Source organism: Agarilytica rhodophyticola (genome assembly GCF_002157225.2).
GTDB lineage: Bacteria > Pseudomonadota > Gammaproteobacteria > Pseudomonadales > Cellvibrionaceae > Agarilytica > Agarilytica rhodophyticola.
The window spans coordinates 4103677-4121804 of sequence record NZ_CP020038.1 but is presented as its reverse complement, the minus strand read 5'-3'; the positions used below and the strand labels follow the sequence as shown (position 1 = coordinate 4121804).

The window sequence follows — 18128 nt, the reverse complement described above, 5'->3', positions numbered from 1 at the left end:
GCCTTTTTTTTCAGGAGCCTGGTTGGGTGACGTTAGCGTTGAGCTTGAATAATATTGCATGTGAAATAGACGATCGTGTGTTGTTTTCCAATTTGACAGTCCAGTTTAACTCGGGAGACTTAGTTCAGATTGTAGGCCCTAATGGTGCGGGCAAAACCACTTTGCTACGCATTTTGACTGGTATTTCCAGTAACTACGAGGGGCAATTAAGTTGGTGTGGGCATCCTGTTCCCAGCTATGAGTTTTATTCTTCGCTGCTATATCTTGGACATTTGACCGGGGCGAAAGCGTCGCTCACGCCGCTAGAAAATTTATCTTGGTATTTTGGCTTAAATGGAAGCAAAGCCCCAGGCGGTGATGAAAGTGTGGCTAATGCTGCAGCACCTATAACGCAAGCGTCTATCTTGCAAGCGCTTGAGGCTGTGGGGCTCGGAGGCTATGAAAATGTGCCTGGGTTTCAGATGTCCGCCGGGCAGCAGCGTCGTATTGCACTGGCTCGCTTGTATCTTTCTAAGGCGCCGCTGTGGATATTGGATGAGCCTTTTACTGCTATCGATAAGTTGGGTGTGGCCAACTTGGAGAAGCACTTTAATAAGCACAGAGAGCAGGGTGGAATTGTTATTTTGACAACTCATCAGTCCCTCAGCTATGCCGAGCCTAAAATGGTCGATTTAGCGGACTATGCGGGCGGTGAGCTATGGAGAGGAGAGTTATGGGGAGGTGAGAGATGAGTTCACCTTCAGGGTTGCCACGCTTGCCGGGATTAATAGAAGCGTTTAATACTACCTTTAAAAAAGAGATTATCATTGGCTTTCGCAATCGAGGGGATTTAGCCAACCCTCTAATATTTTTTCTTTGTATTATCGTATTTGTGCCATTGGGTATAAGTCCTGATGGTAAAGTACTGGTAGGCTTGGCACCGGGCATGATATGGATTGTTGCTTTGCTCGCAACTTTGTTGTCGCTCGACCGTATTTTTCAAAGTGATTTTGAAGATGGCAGCCTTGAGCAAATGATTGTTAGTGGCCAATCTTTATACTGGATGGTGATTGCTAAGGTACTCGTGCACTGGTTTATGACGGGCTTACCACTGACTTTATTGGCGCCTTTACTGGGAGTGATGATGTCCTTGCCCGAGGAAGGCTATCTGCCATTAATGGTGTCGTTGTTTTTAGGAACTGGCAGTCTCAGTTTGATTGGTTCCATAGGTGCTGCACTCACAGTGGCGTTGCGTCGGGGAGGTTTGTTGCTGTCGCTTATCATTATGCCCCTGTATGTGCCTGTACTGATTTTTGGTTCGGCTGTGGTCAGGAATGCTATCGATAATTCACCGATTGTGGGCCAAACAGCTATATTGGGCGCATTTTTAATTTTGTCATTGGTGTTGGCGCCGCTAGCGGCGGCTGGCGCACTTAAAATTAGTATTAACGGATAAATTAAGGGTTTATTGTGGGTTGGCAATGGTTTCATAGGCTGGGTAGTCCCAGATGGTTTTATGAGAAAACAGATAGCTGGATGCCCTGGCTGTTTAGCCTCGTCTTTGTGCTGCTGGCAGTTGGCCTAGTTTGGGGCCTTGGCTACGCGCCGGCAGATTTTAAGCAGGGCAATAGTTATAGAATTATTTTCATTCATGTGCCTGCGTCAATTGTCGCTATGGCAGGCTACTATATAATGGCAATATGTGGCGCCGTCGGTCTTATATGGCGCATGAAATTGGCGTTTATGATGATGAAATCCGCGGCACCTATTGGCGCCGTATTGACCTTTATATCTTTGATTACAGGGTCAATATGGGGTAAACCTACCTGGGGTACTTGGTGGGAATGGGATGCGCGTATTACTTCAGTGTTGGTTTTGTTTTTTCTCTACTTAGGGATCATTGCCTTGCAAGAGGCCTATCGCAACCAGGATGCGGCAGATAAGACGAGTGCTATTTTAGCCCTTGTAGGAATGGTAAACATTCCGATTATCTATAAATCGGTGGACTGGTGGTATACCTTGCATCAACCTGCAACCTTGAAACTTACTGAAGAATCGACAATCTCAGCAAGTATGGCGTATCCACTGATTTGGATGATTGTGGCGTTCTATGTCGCTTACGTAACACTTTTATTGGCATATGGACGATTAGAGGTACTCAAGCGAGAACGCAAAACTCGTTGGGTAGAAAGCTTAATACTCACTTCAACGCAGGAGAAGTAGATGGAATTTCAATTTGGATCACTACAGGAGTTTCTATTTATGGAAGGTCATGGTCCTTATGTGTGGGCCGCTTATATCATTACATTAATAGGCATTGGTGGTCTTGCGCTAAAGGCGAAGTTAGCGCGCAAAAGTTTTTTTGCTATGCAGTCATCGATTGCTAAACGAAATTCACAGTCTGCGCCAGAACCAATGGCAACGAGGTAAATATGCATCCGCTGAGGAAACAACGTCTCTTTACTGTATTGTTTATTATATTAGCCAGCTCTGCTGGCGTAGGCTTGGTGGTATATGCACTGAGCGAAAATATGAATTTGTTCTATCCGCCGTCGAAAATTATTTCTGGTGAAGCACCGTTTGATAAAACGATTCGTGCCGGTGGCTGTGTGGTACCGGGGTCGATTGTGCGAGATCAACATTCCCTTAAAGTGAATTTTGATGTGACTGATGGTAATAAGTCATTGACGGTGAGTTACGAAGGCATTTTGCCCGACTTGTTTGCCGAGGGGGAAGCAGCAGTGCTGACCGGCCAGTGGCAACAAGACCAGGTTTTTAAGGCATCAAAAGTGTTAGCTAAACATGATGAAACCTATACCCCAAGAGAAGTCGCTGACAGTGTTAATACTGGAGACGCTGAAGGTGGTGAATACCAGAATCATTCTGCCACTTGTGAGGTATTAACTTATGATACCTGAGTATGGTCAACTGTGTTTGATTTTTGCGCTGCTGCTGTCGGTGTGTCTGGCGATTGTGCCCTTAGCGGGTACCTATAACGGCAGAGTCGTATGGATGTCTGCGGCTCGCTCTCTGTCTGCTGGGGTGTTTGTGTTCGTCGCCATCGCCTTCGCTATATTGATGTGGTCATTCTATGTGGATGATTTTTCTGTACGTTATGTGGCAGGCCATTCTAATACGCTTCTGCCAACCCCTTATAAATTGAGCGCTGTATGGGGTGGGCACGAAGGCTCATTGTTACTTTGGGTGTTAATGCTTTCCGGTTGGACATTAGCCGTAAGTCTATTCAGCAAAAATTTGCCCATTGATATGGTGGCCCGTGTGTTGTCAGTAATGGGCATGATCGCTGTCGGCTTTTTACTTTTTACGATTCTTACTTCTAACCCCTTTGATCGCGCTTTGCCCAATGTGCCACCAGAAGGTTCAGACCTTAACCCCTTGTTACAAGACTTCGGCTTAATTATTCACCCGCCCATGTTGTACATGGGCTACGTGGGCTTTTCTGTGGTGTTTGCATTTGCGATTGCCGCACTATTGTCTGGACGTTTAGATAGTGCTTGGGCGCGTTGGTGCCGCCCATGGACAAACTTAGCCTGGGCCTTTTTGACCATTGGCATCGCCCTGGGAAGTTGGTGGGCCTATTACGAATTAGGTTGGGGGGGCTGGTGGTTTTGGGATCCCGTTGAAAACGCATCGTTTATGCCTTGGCTTGTAGGTACGGCCCTTATTCACACGCTGGCTATGACGGAAAAAAGGGGCTCCTTTAAAAACTGGACGTTGTTTTTGGCGATTTTCACTTTCTCACTGAGTTTGCTTGGCACCTTTATCGTTCGATCCGGTGTTTTGACCTCTGTTCACGCCTTTGCTTCCGATCCGGAACGAGGTGTATTTATCTTAGGCTTTTTACTCTTTGTCGTGGGTGGCTCACTGGTGTTATTCGCATTTAGAGCGCCAGCCGTGAAAAGTACCACGGGCTTTAAAGTGCTTTCGCGTGAGAGTTTTATGTTGGCTAACACTATTTTAATGGTGGTGTCAGTCAGCTTAGTACTGTTGGGAACTCTCTATCCTTTGTTGGCCGAAGCTATTGGCGCAGGTAAAATCTCTGTGGGTGTGCCTTTCTTTAATGCTTTCTTTTCTGTTTTCATGTCTATGGTGGCGGTACTGGTGGGTACCGGCATTATGCTGAACTGGAAGAAAACTGACTTTCAGAAAATAAAGAAATGGCAATTGATCCCATTGGTTATTAGTTTGTGGTTGGGAACAACAATCCCTGGCTTTATCGACGGGCCATACTCGATTGGCGCTGCATTCTCCATATTCTTAGGCTCATGGGTAATGTTTGCAAGCCTAATCGATGTTTATCGTAAAACCCAAAATGCTGCCACAACAACTGCTGGTTTAACGCGTTTATCTGCCAGTTACTACGGCATGATTATCGCCCACATAGGCTTTGCTTTTACGTTGTTAGGTGCATCACTTAATACTATTTACAGTGTTCAGAAAGATGTTCGCTTGACCGTTGGCAATACTATAGAAGTGGGCAGTATGACTTATGAATTAGCCGATGTACGCAAAGAACGCGGCCCTAATTACAATGCCAATGTGGGTGAGATTATTGTTCGCAAGGGTGATAAGACGGTGGTGGTGTTAGAACCAGAAAAACGCAATTACCTGTCTGGTGGTAATATTATGACGGAAGCCTCTATCGATGCGGGCTTTTTCCGTGATGTTTACGTAGCTCTCGGCAGCCAGATAAACAATACAGACTGGGAGGTGCGTATCCACTTTAAACCGCTTGTGCGATGGATATGGCTAGGTGCTATTTTTATGGCAATCGGCGGCATAATGGCAATTGCTGATAAGCGCTATAAAAAGTTTCGTGAGAAGCAAAAAATACAGCAGCAAGAACAACACCAGAATGGCTCAGAAGAAGTAGGGCTGGGAAACCTGACACCGGCACAACACCAGCCACAGCAAGTGACACAAAGCGAGTAATATGTGAACCGATTTAAGTTATTTATACCACTTATAGTTTTCGTCGTAATATCTATCTTTCTCTGGCGAGGCTTAAGCTTAGACCCGAATAACGTTCCTTCAGCGCTGATTGGTAAGCCTTTGCCAAAAGTGAGTTTGCCTGCGTTGAAACAAGAACGAGTGGTAGAGCGAGAAGAGTTGCTTGGCCAGCCCTTCTTGTTGAATGTTTGGGCAACTTGGTGTCCAACCTGTATCCATGAACATCCTTATCTTGTCAAACTTGCTGAGCGAGGTGTCAAAATTGTTGGTCTAAACTATAAAGACGAGACCGATAAAGCTTTGGTCTGGCTTGAGCGTTTAGGTGATCCTTATAGTGTGAATATTGTGGATACAGAAGGGCGTATGGGGTTGAGTTTAGGCGTTTATGGCGCCCCAGAGACCTTCATTGTTGATAGTAAGGGTGTCATTCGCTATCGCCACGCTGGAGACGTCAATGATCGTGTTTGGAAGGAGAAATTGGCACCAATTTATAGCACTCTGTAGAACTGCACACCCAATTTTTGCGCATATGTTACAAACAAGTGTTTTATATGCTCCTAATATTAGAGTATATTGAATTTAATATGCCAAATTGTTCAGTTGTTTGACGCGGTGCAGCATGTGTGTGCTATTATTCTCTGAAGGCAGCTTGATCGAAATTAGGAGTGTTTATGCTATATCACGCATATGAGTTAAACCATGCAGCGGTAGGTCCTCTAAGACAACTAGTCGATTTAAATAAGCGTCTTTATGAGTCTCCCTATAACCCTCTTTCTTATACATTAGCAGGACGCAATATCAGCGCCGCCTGCGATCTGTTTGAAGCCATGACAAGGCGCTATGAAAAGCCTGCATGGCGGTTGAACGAAACCTCAATTAATGGCTGTGCCATCCCGATCCGCGAACGAGAAGTGTGGCGCAAACCTTTTTGTCGCTTATTACATTTTCAGCGAGATCACAACACTAGAAAAGCTGCTCTTGGGAAGGATAAAGCCGATCCACGAGTAGTGATTATCGCGCCGCTATCCGGCCATTATGCAACATTGTTGCGCGGCACTGTAGAAGCTTTTTTGCCTGAGCACGAAGTTTATATCACCGACTGGGCCGATGCCAGGCAGGTGCCTGTCAGCAAAGGCAAGTTCGATCTCAATACCTATATTGATTATGTCATGGAAATTTTGCGCGTCATTGGACCTGACGCTCACGTGGTGGGTATCTGCCAACCAGGGCCTCCGGTACTTGCGGCCATTGCACGCTTGGCTGAGGATAAAGCAGACTATTTGCCCGCTACTATGACTTTTATGGGATCGCCAATTGATACGCGCCTGTCGCCCACGGTACCTAATCGTTTGGCTCAAGAGCGCAGTTACGATTGGTTTAAAGAAAATGTTATCTACTCTGTGCCATGGCCTAACAAAGGTTGGATGCGCCGTGTTTATCCGGGCTTTCTTCAGTTAGGTGGTTTTATCACCATGAACCAGGATCGTCACGTGACTGCTCATAAAGAATATTTTGAGCATCTGGTGCAAGGGGATTGTGACAGTGTCAAACGCCATGAAGAATTTTATAACGAGTATTTGGCCGTTTTAGACTTAACCGAAGAGTTTTATTTACAAACTATCCTTGATGTTTTCCAAGAGCATAAGTTGCCAGAGGGGACATTTGAACATCAAGGCCGACTCATTAAGCCTGAAGCTATTAAAAACGTGGCATTGATGACGGTAGAAGGGGAGAAAGACGATATTTCTGGGATTGGGCAAACCCAAGCGGCCCATACTTTGTGTAGTGGTATACCCGATAATATGCATATTGACTATGTACAGCCAGGTGTTGGCCACTATGGGGTGTTCAGTGGCACACGTTTTAGGACAGAAATACAGCCGCGTATGAGAGAATTCATGCGGCAATATTTTAATGCTAAAAAAGAGCGAGACTACCAAAATGAAAATCCTCATTTAACTGAATGAGGGTTCTGGAGTCGAGCCACTTAAAAATGATATGTGTCTTGACTCTACCTATAGACGTGTTTCTCATGGCCTGTTGGCAGGCCTCAGTACGGAGAGCTGAATAATTATGATAAAAACTATTTTCCCTGCATTAATTATGTTTTCTGCATGTGTAGCGGCAGAGCCGAAAGCGACTGAAGATTGGAATCGTAGAGAGGCTTTTATTCGACCTGAGACTTTGGGCGAAGAGGTTCTTAATTCTTGGCAAGGAGGGCGTTGGCAAGAGAAAGGTATCGATGGATCTTTTCGCTTTATCATTACGCAATTCAAAGCTGGTCAGGAAAAACTCTATGTGCAGTGGCTGACTTCAGAAGGTGAAATTGCATACTCCATCAGTGTTAAAGAAATTAATGTATTACCTGAATATGATATTGAGTTACCTCGCTGTGTTGATGGTGATGATTGTCGTGAAGTGATAGTTAATGCAAAGCACTATTATGAAGGTTTACAGCGAGAATTTACCATCAAACTCGACGGTTTAGGCCAGTATGCATTCCATATGTAGTTTCTCGATTTTACTTGTAATATAAGTTTTTTATTAGTTTAAATAAAAGAAAGCTTAGGTAAATCTCAATCAAACCCGATACACACAATAGGTTCAACTTAACCACCTAATATAACCTTAGCTACTCGGCTAAATAGCTAAGGTTATTTACGGCAAACAGCTAGCTCTAACTTTGTAGAATCTTTATAAATAAAAACTAAATAGTTTTGAGGCGATGAACCACTTGCCGTCAACTTTTACTAAGCCTAGGTAATTGACTACATCACCTTGGCCGAAAAAATTAAGCTCTTTTAGAGTGACATTGGCTACTGAGCCTTTCATTCGAACATTCTTGATTCTATGCTTGTATTCAATGCCTTGTGATTCCATTGAGGGATTAGAGGCAATATCATTTAAAAAAGGTTCTGCGTTAGAAAAAATCTGATTTCCCGGAAGGTCTCCAGCAACGATTGCAGAGCTATGGAAAAGCTGTGAAAGTAAGCAGGTGTCAGCGCGGTAGGTGCCATCAACATATGCTCGAACTAAGCCTCTTGGTGTTGTTAAATCATATTGCAATATTGTATTAAGACTACCTTTGAGATCTTCTTTACACCATTTATTGGGAGATGGTATTTCATCCTTTGTTGTCGAATCAAAAACAACCTTTCCTTTAAATATCGTCTTTACGGCTTTTGTGTTACTAAGCTCTGCTGGTGGAATTTCAAAGACATTTTGATTGAGAATGACCATATCGGCGTTTTTCCCCACTTCTATTGAGCCACTAACATCTTCTATACGAAGCGCCGCAGCCCCATTTTTTGTGTAGATTGCGATGGCTTCCTCTAAAGTGATGGCTTGTTCTTTACCGAGGTATTGACCTGGTCTGGATCCATCGGGGTTTTGTCTAGTCATCATCGCTTCGATAGCAAACCATGGATTAATTTCTCTTGATACAGGCCAATCAGAGCCACTGGTAGGCTTGGTATCCATCAGTGTCTTAATTAAACAAAATTGTTTGGTGCGATGTTCTCCAATTAAATCATTAAATCCGTCGGTTGTTGAATTGGGATACCAAAAAACAGGGGAGAAGTTAGGGACTACACCTAATTTATTAAAACGTTCTATATCGTTTGGATTAACAATACATGCGTGGGCGACTTCGTGTCGCAGTCCTAAATAACCGTTTTGCTGTTGCGCAAGATCGACGGCGTCAAGCACAACTCTTACTGCTCGATCTCCCGCAGCATGTGTTTGTACGGTATAACCTTGTTTGTCCAGCCATACTAACGAATCAATATACATGTCTTTTTCTAGCGATAGGTGGCCATGTTCACCGTGCTCTCTGGGTTCATATGGTTCCACAAGAGCTGCTGTTTTTGAAGAGGGTATGCCGTCTAAAAATATTTTTGCAAAATTCGATTTAATATTAGCTGTGCCTGGTTTTACCATCTTTTTAAAATGCGTTTTTGCTTCTTTAAAACTGTTAAAATTGTTGGGATCCCATATCCATGAAAGGCCCACATAGGCACTAAGCTCACCGGCATCATCGAGAGACTTCCAAGCGTTGTAATTATTTATACCCACCCGAGAATCTTTGATACCGATAAAACCATTGCGATTAAGTTGTTCTAGAGACCAACTTGCGGCTTGTTTTAACTTTTCATCGCTCTCTGCTGGCACTGCATCTAAAAATCTAAAAGCAGCTACTTCGTAGAAAATGCCACTGGGTTGTTTGGTATCTGGATCAAGCTGTACATACTGACTTAGCTGTTCGATTGTTTCACTATTAAAGCCTACCACTTCCATGGCTCTGCTATTGGCCCACACTGTATGGAAACTAAAGTCTACCAGCACAACGGGCCTGCCACCTGATACCCTATCGAGGGCTTCTTTATTTGGTTTGTCTTCTAGTAGCGCCGGCCCCCATCCAGAGCCATAGATCCACTCATCTTCACCAAGATCTTGTGCGCATTCTTCAACCCTATTGATGACTGCCTCGGTATTCATTTGGGGTGAAAGAGTACACTGAAATAATTCTTGCTCACCTGCTTGGATAGGGTGAATATGGCTGTCATAGAATCCTGGGACAACGGTTTGATTTTTAAGATCTATTATTTTAATGGGCGAGTGGGCCATAAAAGTAACTGCCACATCTCTATCTCCTACATAGATAAACTTACCGTCTTTGATCACCACGGCTTGGGCAAATGGACGGCTAATATCTCCGGTATATATATTTCCGTTGATGTAAATTGCGTCATTAGATTCTTTGTGTATGTAGGTGTCCTGAGCCGCTACATAACTATTTGCTGATAGCGCCATAGTGCATATTGACGACAATAATAGCTTTTTCATCGAAGACCTCAGAGTTAAGTGTGTGTATGTTCAGCAAGCAAGCTCGATTCGCTGTCATGAGCGCGCTTTTTGGGGAATTCGAGAAAATTATTTCAAAAGATGGTAAGGCTAACAAATTAAACTCTATCGCAAATCATGATAGAGTTAGACTCACACATTACCTAGCTACCGAGATGAATTGGACGCTTGACCAACTAAATATTTTTGTCAATTGTGCGCAGGCGGGGTCGTTTTCTGCTGCCGCAAGGCTATTGCGATGTTCTCAGTCAAAAGTGAGCACAGCAATATCCGATTTAGAAACAGATTTAGGTGTAAGTCTCTTCTCTCGAGAGGCTTATAAACCGGTACTGACGTCAGCGGGGGATCAGCTGTACAAAGAAGCCATAAAAATTCTTGATAGGTGCAATACGTTTCAAAACAACGCAGCTTTGCATGCTACACGCCAACAAATATCTTTCGTGGTTGCTTTAGATGAAGCCCTACCAACAGATAAATGTGAGCAGGTATTTAGTGAGTTTGCGCAAGCGTATCCCAATGCGAGGCTCAGTATCAAGACAGGCTCATTAGGAGATATTAGTCATTGGATCGATCAACATGAAGCGGATGTTGGACTTTCTTTCGGACTTAATATATTACCGCCAAATATAGAGCGAAGGACAATTTCTAGATTTGAGCAGCGCCTAATTATTTGTAAAGACCATCCACTTACTTCGTGTTGGGATAATATTAATGCGCTTAAGAAGTATCGGCAGCTCGTAATTCTAGACAACATGAATTATTCCTCAGCAGAAGTTATTTCAAACAACTATTGGTACGTAGATAATTATTATGGGATAAGTTCATTTGTTTCAAAAGGTGTCGGTTGGGCAATTGTTCCTGAGCATATTGCTACGTTATCTGAGGATGTAAGCGCTTTTCATGTAGAACATCTACCAGTGATTAAATATGTAGATATAACCTTATTAAAAAATTTGGATACTCAGGATAGTTCAATAACACAATGGTTTTTTACAATGTTTAGTGAAGTTTTTTAATGTGCTATTTGTAAATAAGTCAAACGTAGAGCTTGTAATAAACAATTACAAGCTCTACTTATATTCGTTTCGGTATTCCTAAGACCTCAGCATATCGAGGTTCCTACCTCCAGAGAGACTCTGTAAGTTGGGTAATACACCGTTAACTTGTGTATCATTTAACCCCAGCCAGCGGCCAAAAGTTGCGCCATATTCTTCTATGGAAACTTTAGGAATTAAACGGCCTCGCGATTCGGTATATTCTTGGCTGCTAATATCCGCAGAAGGGAGACTGCCAAATATTCGCTTGCCACGCACTGAACCACCGGCAACAAAATGGTGACTCCCCCAACCATGATCGGTGCCGTCTCCGTTTTCAACCATGCTGCGACCAAAATCTGACGCAGTAAATAAAGTAACTTTATCCCACATACCAATTTCAACCATGGCATCGCGGAATGCTTTTATAGCTTCGGCGATCTCACTTTGTAAATTAGGTACCTGGTCTGCTTGAGATGCATGTGTATCGAAGCCACCACGTGCCGAGAAAAACATTTGTCTTTCCACGCCCAAACCACCACGAGCTTGTATTGCGTTGGCTACTCCACGCAATTGCTGACCTATTCCTGTTCTTGGAAATTGGGTTCGAATATCCGGTGCAGCAGCATAAGCGGCTGAGGCTATGTTAGCATTTTCGATCGCTTGTGCTCTAAAACCAGTTAAATCTTGTTGGTATAGGTTGTTAGCACCAAAATCTCGACGCTCCAAAAATCGTCTGACAAGTTCACGAGTGTCTCGTGTTTCAGAACCACCGCGAATGACGCCGCTATTGACGATGTCCAGTGGCAGAGGACCATTGGGTGTAACACGGAACGGATTGACTCTAGAGCCATTTAAAAACAAGCTGGTACTAGAGGTAATAATGGCGGCATAGCGAGGATCGATAGTGGTAGGGGAGGCGAGCAACTCATCGATAAATCGTCCTCCCCAACCCATAGTCGCGCCTTCAACAGCGAGTCCTTGCCAATAGTTCTGCTGGTCATTGTGGGAAAATAATCGTGGAGGTATCGCAACACTGCCATTGGCAAAAGTGGTGCGATTAGTGTTGGAGCTCATAAGCGGGCCAACACTGCCAACAATGGCTAATTCTTCATTATTAAACATCTCATGTAGGGGCGCTAATTCTCTGGGCAGACCATATTGTCGACCGGCTAAAGCCCCAGTGTTGATGGGTTCTATGGGCAGTAGGTTTCGTCTTTCTCGTGACGAATTACCGGAGCTATCCCCTACACCATAAGCACGAAAAATACCTTTTCGAGCATTGGCTAAGCGATTATAGGACGCCTCGTCTCGATGGATAATGGTGTCATTATTATCGAGCCCCCCTAGGAAAAAAAGACATACCAGGGCGCGATAGTCACCACTGGCTGTGGCTGCGATAGTAGGGCGGCTTATAACACTGTTGAACAAACCCGTGGTAAGGGCACAAGCCCCCATTCCTTTAATAAACTTTCTACGACTTATCGTCATTGTATTTTACCTCTTAGAACTATTGAACCACGATGAATGAGGGGCTGGAGATGGCCATAAATATTGCAGTTTTAGCCCGCTGCTCACGTTGTCGAGCTTCGGAACTACTGCCAAGATTTAGGTCGATACTTTCTACCGCTTCGACAATGGCGCTGCGTGTTTGAGATAACATCCGGTCACCCGTAAGTAGGGTATCGAGATGATCCACTAGAGCGAGAGGGTCATTAGCCAAAGCAATTTCCCGGCTATAGTCAGGATTAAAAGCAGGCCCGTTAGGCACACAAGGGTTGACGCCGTTGAAGCGACTATCTGGAGGGCAGTCTCTAATGATCGATAAGTCTTCATAGACAAAATCTGTCATAAAGTTAGCGTAGCCAAAGAAAAAAGTGGTATCGAATATTTGAAATTCTGGTGCAGTCAAACTGCGTCCTCCAGATTGAGATTGAGGTGCGACATAACCTGGGCGATAAAAATTGAAGACTGATGGCGAGCCAAAATAACGCATCTGTAAACTGCCCACATCGCCGGTATTAAAGAGACGATATATACGCACAGCCTGATCGAGATTAGCGACTTTAAAAGTGCGCACCCAGCGAGCAAAACTCAATAGGGGTTCTTGTATTTTGCCGCTTGAAACAGTCTGGCTGCTAGGGTCGCTAAAAATACTCTGGTCGAGCAATATCGCGGCTAATGTGGCCTCAAGGTCACCACGTTGCCCGTTGCCAAATCGAGTGCCATTGGCTGATGTATAGCGTCCGTCATCAAAGGCGCTAACGACTCGTCTGACATAGTCTGGGGCAGGGTTGCTGGCAGTAAAGCGCTGAATCAGCTGGCGACAGATAAACGGCCCGACATTCGGGTGTGCGAAAATACCGTCCAATGCCATGTTGAGGGAGTCGAGCCCTGACGTATTGGCTGGTATGCGTACATTGAGGAAATTCTTTTCTAACGACGAATGGTTACTGTCATATATTTCAAGAGGGAGACCTCGATTGGATGCGGTAGCGTTAGCACCGAACCTTCTTCCCTGGTAAGAAAAACCTGTAAATACTCGTGCGAGATTAACAATATCTTGATTGTTATAGAGTTCAATATTTTGTCCATTGGCGCGCGTGACGGCTGTACCATCGGTATTAAGCTCGACCAAACCTATTGTGAAAAGCTGCAACAGTTCACGGGCATAGTTTTCATCGGGCATTCTGCCTGAAGCTGGGTCGCCACGGTCGTTATTGATATAACTTAACCATTCAGCCATGGCCGGAGAGAATGTGACATCCTCGATGAGTTTGCGGTAATTACCAAAGGCATTTGCAGTCAGGACATCTACATATTGTAAACCGCGTAATGGCGCAAAGTTGTTGGTGATAGTTTCATTGCCCACTACTAATATCTGAGACAGAGCTAAGGTCATTCTGGTGCGCAGTTGATCATCGTTTTCAAACAGCGTGCGGATTAATTGCGTGTTCATAAAGCGTGTGTAGGGCGCAAAGAAATTGCCGCCATTAGCTCGATGAGAAACAATGATAGGAGACAATAAAGTCGCAGGTTTATCCATTTCCTCTCGCAACCAATCGGCGGCATCTCGGCCAACCAGCTGCTGTATTTCTTCCTGTGATCCACCAAATGCAGCAAAAGCTAAAAAGCGTGCGGCGTCTGCATTAGAGCCAATAATATTCAAATCTCTTGGTATCGGGGTGGCCGAGGGCGATGGTATTGGTGAAGACGATGGCGCGGGTGAAGGTGGTGGCGCAGGTGTCGATTGCGGTGTGGCCGAAGGTTGAGGGTTCGCCGGCGCACCTGTACCCGGAGATGGCGTTGCTGGAGATGTCGGGGCGGGCAAGGGCGGACTAAATAAACTTGAGCCACCTTCCGAAGCTTCTTGTGATCCACCACATGCGGCTATAGTAAGAACGCAGCACATCAAGCTAGTTTTTTTAATAACACAGCCAAACTTTGCGCATACTATTTCAATGGAATTTTCGCGCACTTTTGATAGAAAAAAACTCATTTGATTAGTCACTCTTAACGTATTGATTTAAAAGCAAGCGCACATTAAATAATGTTTTTCAGTTGCTTTGAAAAATTGTACAGTTATTACATTGATCATATTTATATCGTTTAACTACTATGTCTATGTATGTCGCTATGAATCTTATTAACCGCGTGCTCCTAAAAATATGTATATATATAGTTTATGTTCACCTTTGTTGAGCTTAATTTAAGAAAGCTCAAAAGCTCCGACAAAAGTTATAAACGTATAAAACAATGAGCATTTAATATGCTTATTAACCGAATTAGAAAACCTTAAATACTAAGGAGCTGAAACCCCAAATCGATCGTTTAGATATTTTTAAGATGTTTTAAATTAATATAAGTATTTTATGGAAACTTATTCTAATTGAAACTGAAGTAAATAAAGATATAGTGTTTGTAACAATTCTGTATACAGTGAGATACATCTCATTTGTTTACAGGATACAAACAATGTTTATAAGGTTTTAGAAGATTAAATTAAGGATGTGTTGTGTGGAATTGGCAAGGCCAAATATGAGTTTATATAGTGCTAGGTAAGTAGTGAAAAGTTTATTTTTTATTGCTGAGTAAGATATGTTGTTAATGAGTCGTGATTAAAAAATAATGTTTATGCTTGCTTTTTATTTTTAGTCCCTTCCTCCATCTTTACTCTGTAAATGTTGAATAAGCCACTCAACAGTAAAGTCGGCTACTATCTGCTCATTAATGCCTGTGAATAGATACTAACGACCAGTCAGATTTGTGAGTACTAGATTGCCACTGCTAGCAGAATGAATAATCCCTAAGACAAATTTATTTTTAGTTAACCCTGTCGTAGGAAAAAGCAAATCTTTTTGAGAGATTATCTATTGGATTTAAATCTAGGGTTTATTTAGCTAGGGGCTATGTAGTTAAGGATTATGTAGTTAGGGATTATGTAGTTAGGATCTGTAGTCCTTGACTACATAGCCCCTAGATTGATTTTCTCTTTTTATATTTATTTTTGTTTGTATACGGTTCCCGCTTTCATAACAAAGCTGACATCTTTCATCAATGAAATATCTTCCAATGGATCTCCTGCAACGGCCACGAGGTCAGCAATTTTACCTTCTTCAATGCTACCTAGTTGGTCGCTAATATTGAGCAGCTTCGATGCTTCCAGAGTTGCCGCTTGGATCGCTTCCATGGGCGGCATGCCAGCCTCAACCATAAGTTCGAATTCCCGCGCATTGTCACCATGAGCGGAAACGCCTGAGTCTGTTCCGAAGGCGATTTTGACACCGGCTTTATAAGCCTTAGCGAAGGTCGCTTGAATAAGAGGTCCGATTTTCGCCGCTTTAGGGCGAACAATCTCAGGGAAGAAACCATTTATTTTAGCTTTTTCAGCCACCCAATCTCCGGCCATAATTGTGGGCACATAGTAGGTACCATATTTTTTCATTAGTTTGATGGTCTCATCGTCCATGTACGTTCCGTGTTCAATAGAACTTACGCCGGCTTTGATCGCTCGTTTCATGCCTTCGGCACCGTGGGCATGTACAGCAACAGTAAATCCATAGTCTTTTGCTGTATCTACAATGGCCTTAACCTCATCTTCCATAAACTGAGGGTTTTGACCACTTTTGGCGACACTGAGTACACCGCCGGTGGCAGTAATCTTGATAAGATCTGCTCCATCCTTATAGCGCTGCCGAACCGCTTCTCTGGCATCGGCGATACCATTGATCACTCCATGCTCAGGCTGTGGTGCATGCATTAGGTCTCTGCGAAAGCCGTTGGTGGGATCTGCATGGCCTCCGGTAGTCGCTATGCTCTTGGCAGCAGTATAAATACGTGGCCCTGTGATAAGCCCGGCGTTAATAGCTTTGCGTAATGCAACAGAAACATTGTAAGAATCGCCGAGATCTCGCACGGTGGTAAAACCCGCATCGAGAGTGCGTTGTGCGTATACCACACCTTTTAAGGCATAATCTGCTTCATTTTGTGTGAAACGCTCGGCATAGGTATTTTTGCCAAACTCAGATGTGAGGTGGGTGTGCATATCCATCAAGCCCGGCATAACAGTATAGTTTTTAAGGTCAATAATGCGGGCGCTAGATGTGGCTTTGACATAGCCCTCAATGATATTGTCTATCTTATCTTGCTTGATAACGATGGTGGATTCGCCTAATGCTTGGCGGCTTTTACCATCGATCACTTTACCTGCGTAAATATAGGTATCTTGTGCATGCGCGCCCACACAAAAAGCAAAAAATAGAAAAAAAAGAGTGCAATAATGTTTCACTGTAAAGCTCCCAGTCGATTTATTATCTGTGTCCTGCTGTATGTACTTAATTTTAAATAGATTCTATTAAAAACGGAATGGAATCTCATTTCCTCATTAGATATTAATATACGATATATGTGCGGCAAATTATATATGCTGGCCTAATCACTAGATCACCATGAAGGATGGAAGGGATGTTTAAATTAAAAAGAATTGCAGATAACAAAGAATTTATACTCAGTGAAGTATCACTGTTAATTGGGCGCAGTGAATCATGTGATATTTGTGTGAGCGAGGGTTATCCTTCACGGGAACACGCGCGAATTGTACAGAAAGATGAAGCGGTGTTAGTTGAAGATTTACACTCGACCAATGGCACGTTTGTCAATAATCAACGTATTGGTAGCTCGGCCCTATTGAATGTAGGAGATGTTGTAAAAGTTGGTGATGAGGCATTTAGTATTCAATCGCAGAGCCAACCTGATGCTACAGTTCTCGTTAAGTCTTTAGGCTCTGATGAGAATGTCAGCGCACTGGTTATCGAAGATGATGATGAAGATCATGAAGACTCTACTAGTTTGATTCATCAGTATTCTCTTCCTAGAGGGTGGAATCAGGACGGTAGCAATTTTATCAGTGAGATTGGCAAACTTGACGACCGTAAAAAGCAAGCGATAAATAGCTATATAGAAAAAGTCAGATCTAAATATAAAGGTCATATTGGTGTTTTGCTTATTCTATTTTCCGATGATAACCCTCCTGTTATTAAAAGTTTGGTGTATCAAGAAGGAGGACGTTCTAGTTGGACGTTTGGACGGGGTGATGGCTGTGATGTGATATTTCAGCATCCCTGTATTTCTATGCATCACGCGACTCTCACTTATGGTGAAGCCGGGTGGCATTTTGAAGATAGCGATTCCACCAACGGTATTTCTGTACAGGGTAAAAAACTTAAGACGATAAAGTTGCAGGATGAAATGAAGATAAGTGTGGCCAGTGCAGAAATATTTATACGCTTTATTTAGTATTTTGTTATCTAAGTTCCTATAACCTAGGTCTTATTATAACCTAGGTTTTCTTAACTCTTGTTCTCCTAATTCTTGTTCTTCTAAACTCCTGTTTTCCTAACCAAAGTCCTACTAACCTAAACGCTCCTAACCTAAACCTTACTATGCTAGACGCCTGATAGTATTTTTTGGGCGTGGCGGCATGCCTATTTGGGATACCGCCACTAGGCTATAAGCCATGAAAGACAGTGTATAGTTTGTTTTTTTTCGCGACAATGTGTTTTTTGGAATAGTTAAATAGGGCGGCATTCAGTTTTGCTATATGTTAGTTGTTACTACCTTTTTATCTCTTTATATGACAGACTTTTTTGAGTGTTGTGTTTGATTTTTAAGCTCTTTTTTTCACATTTCTCCGTGGTAAAATTACCGTCATCATAATTTACTCTCATGTTTGCTAAATAACACAAATTTAAGAGATCAAATTCATGTATTGCCCGCTTAAAA

At 43.2% G+C, this 18128-nt stretch carries 15 protein-coding genes; 11 read left to right on the top strand and 4 right to left on the bottom strand.

Annotated elements, in window-relative coordinates:
• Nucleotides 1-26: 26 nt before the first annotated feature.
• The 9 genes from ccmA to BVC89_RS17245 all read left to right on the top strand — a co-directional run bounded on the left by ccmA (nt 27) and on the right by BVC89_RS17245 (nt 7461).
• On the top strand, nt 27-731 hold the full coding sequence (ccmA, locus tag BVC89_RS17285) for a cytochrome c biogenesis heme-transporting ATPase CcmA (RefSeq protein ID WP_086932392.1): 705 nt from the start codon (nt 27-29) through the stop codon (nt 729-731).
• Nucleotides 728-1435: a heme exporter protein CcmB gene (gene ccmB / locus BVC89_RS17280; RefSeq protein WP_086932391.1), complete on the top strand. Its 708-nt coding sequence runs from the start codon at nt 728-730 to the stop codon at nt 1433-1435. Before ccmA ends, ccmB begins: the two co-directional genes overlap by 4 nt.
• Nucleotides 1436-1449: 14 nt before the next feature.
• Nucleotides 1450-2202, top strand: coding sequence for a heme ABC transporter permease (locus BVC89_RS17275; RefSeq protein ID WP_086932390.1), 753 nt, complete (start codon nt 1450-1452; stop codon nt 2200-2202).
• Nucleotides 2203-2409 (top strand): heme exporter protein CcmD, encoded by a 207-nt coding sequence (gene ccmD, locus BVC89_RS17270; RefSeq protein WP_086932389.1) that lies wholly within the window; start codon nt 2203-2205, stop codon nt 2407-2409.
• 2 nt (nt 2410-2411) lie between these two features.
• On the top strand, nt 2412-2897 hold the full coding sequence (ccmE, locus tag BVC89_RS17265; RefSeq protein WP_086932388.1) for a cytochrome c maturation protein CcmE: 486 nt from the start codon (nt 2412-2414) through the stop codon (nt 2895-2897).
• Nucleotides 2887-4932, top strand: a complete 2046-nt coding sequence (locus BVC89_RS17260) for a heme lyase CcmF/NrfE family subunit (RefSeq protein WP_086932387.1) — start codon at nt 2887-2889, stop codon at nt 4930-4932. Before ccmE ends, BVC89_RS17260 begins: the two co-directional genes overlap by 11 nt.
• Before the next feature lie 3 nt (nt 4933-4935).
• Nucleotides 4936-5454, top strand: a complete 519-nt coding sequence (locus BVC89_RS17255) for a DsbE family thiol:disulfide interchange protein (protein ID WP_086932386.1) — start codon at nt 4936-4938, stop codon at nt 5452-5454.
• Nucleotides 5455-5621: 167 nt separating this feature from the next.
• Complete coding sequence (locus BVC89_RS17250) at nt 5622-6917, top strand: polyhydroxyalkanoate depolymerase (protein WP_086932385.1); 1296 nt, start codon at nt 5622-5624, stop codon at nt 6915-6917.
• 106 nt (nt 6918-7023) lie between these two features.
• Nucleotides 7024-7461, top strand: a complete 438-nt coding sequence (locus tag BVC89_RS17245) for a hypothetical protein (protein ID WP_086932384.1) — start codon at nt 7024-7026, stop codon at nt 7459-7461.
• Nucleotides 7462-7644: 183 nt separating this feature from the next.
• Here the strand turns inward: BVC89_RS17245 and BVC89_RS17240 are convergent, their stop codons facing one another.
• Complete coding sequence (locus tag BVC89_RS17240) at nt 7645-9795, bottom strand: amidohydrolase family protein (protein WP_086932383.1); 2151 nt, start codon at nt 9793-9795, stop codon at nt 7645-7647.
• A 26-nt stretch (nt 9796-9821) separates the two neighbouring features.
• Here BVC89_RS17240 and BVC89_RS17235 point away from each other — a divergent pair, with 26 nt between their 5' ends.
• Nucleotides 9822-10829 carry a LysR family transcriptional regulator gene (locus tag BVC89_RS17235; RefSeq protein WP_086932382.1) on the top strand — a complete coding sequence of 336 codons (1008 nt, stop codon included), beginning with the start codon at nt 9822-9824 and terminating at the stop codon, nt 10827-10829.
• Nucleotides 10830-10907: 78 nt separating this feature from the next.
• Here BVC89_RS17235 and BVC89_RS17230 read toward each other — a convergent pair whose 3' ends face one another.
• From BVC89_RS17230 to BVC89_RS17220, 3 genes are all read right to left on the bottom strand, one after another.
• A complete protein-coding gene (locus tag BVC89_RS17230) occupies nt 10908-12338 on the bottom strand; it encodes a DUF1501 domain-containing protein (protein WP_086932381.1) in 1431 nt (476 codons plus the stop codon).
• A gap of 19 nt (nt 12339-12357) precedes the next feature.
• Nucleotides 12358-14346 carry a DUF1800 family protein gene (locus tag BVC89_RS17225; RefSeq protein ID WP_086932380.1) on the bottom strand — a complete coding sequence of 663 codons (1989 nt, stop codon included), beginning with the start codon at nt 14344-14346 and terminating at the stop codon, nt 12358-12360.
• 1002 nt (nt 14347-15348) lie between these two features.
• Entirely contained in the window at nt 15349-16635 is a 1287-nt protein-coding gene (locus tag BVC89_RS17220; RefSeq protein WP_086932379.1) for a metal-dependent hydrolase family protein, read from the bottom strand.
• Between the two features lie 176 nt (nt 16636-16811).
• Between BVC89_RS17220 and BVC89_RS17215 the strand changes: the two genes are divergently transcribed.
• Nucleotides 16812-17642 carry an FHA domain-containing protein gene (locus BVC89_RS17215; protein WP_158658001.1) on the top strand — a complete coding sequence of 277 codons (831 nt, stop codon included), beginning with the start codon at nt 16812-16814 and terminating at the stop codon, nt 17640-17642.
• Nucleotides 17643-18128 lie beyond the last annotated feature (486 nt).

Coding starts and splice junctions, on each gene's coding strand:
- ccmB (WP_086932391.1), top strand. CDS start 728: ATGAGTTCACCTTCAGGGTTGCCACGCTTGCCGGGATTAATAGAAGCG.
- ccmD (WP_086932389.1), top strand. CDS start 2,203: ATGGAATTTCAATTTGGATCACTACAGGAGTTTCTATTTATGGAAGGT.
- ccmE (WP_086932388.1), top strand. CDS start 2,412: ATGCATCCGCTGAGGAAACAACGTCTCTTTACTGTATTGTTTATTATA.
- BVC89_RS17260 (WP_086932387.1), top strand. CDS start 2,887: ATGATACCTGAGTATGGTCAACTGTGTTTGATTTTTGCGCTGCTGCTG.
- BVC89_RS17250 (WP_086932385.1), top strand. CDS start 5,622: ATGCTATATCACGCATATGAGTTAAACCATGCAGCGGTAGGTCCTCTA.
- BVC89_RS17245 (WP_086932384.1), top strand. CDS start 7,024: ATGATAAAAACTATTTTCCCTGCATTAATTATGTTTTCTGCATGTGTA.
- BVC89_RS17240 (WP_086932383.1), bottom strand. CDS start 9,795: ATGAAAAAGCTATTATTGTCGTCAATATGCACTATGGCGCTATCAGCA.
- BVC89_RS17235 (WP_086932382.1), top strand. CDS start 9,822: ATGTTCAGCAAGCAAGCTCGATTCGCTGTCATGAGCGCGCTTTTTGGG.
- BVC89_RS17230 (WP_086932381.1), bottom strand. CDS start 12,338: ATGACGATAAGTCGTAGAAAGTTTATTAAAGGAATGGGGGCTTGTGCC.
- BVC89_RS17225 (WP_086932380.1), bottom strand. CDS start 14,346: ATGAGTTTTTTTCTATCAAAAGTGCGCGAAAATTCCATTGAAATAGTA.
- BVC89_RS17215 (WP_158658001.1), top strand. CDS start 16,812: ATGTTTAAATTAAAAAGAATTGCAGATAACAAAGAATTTATACTCAGT.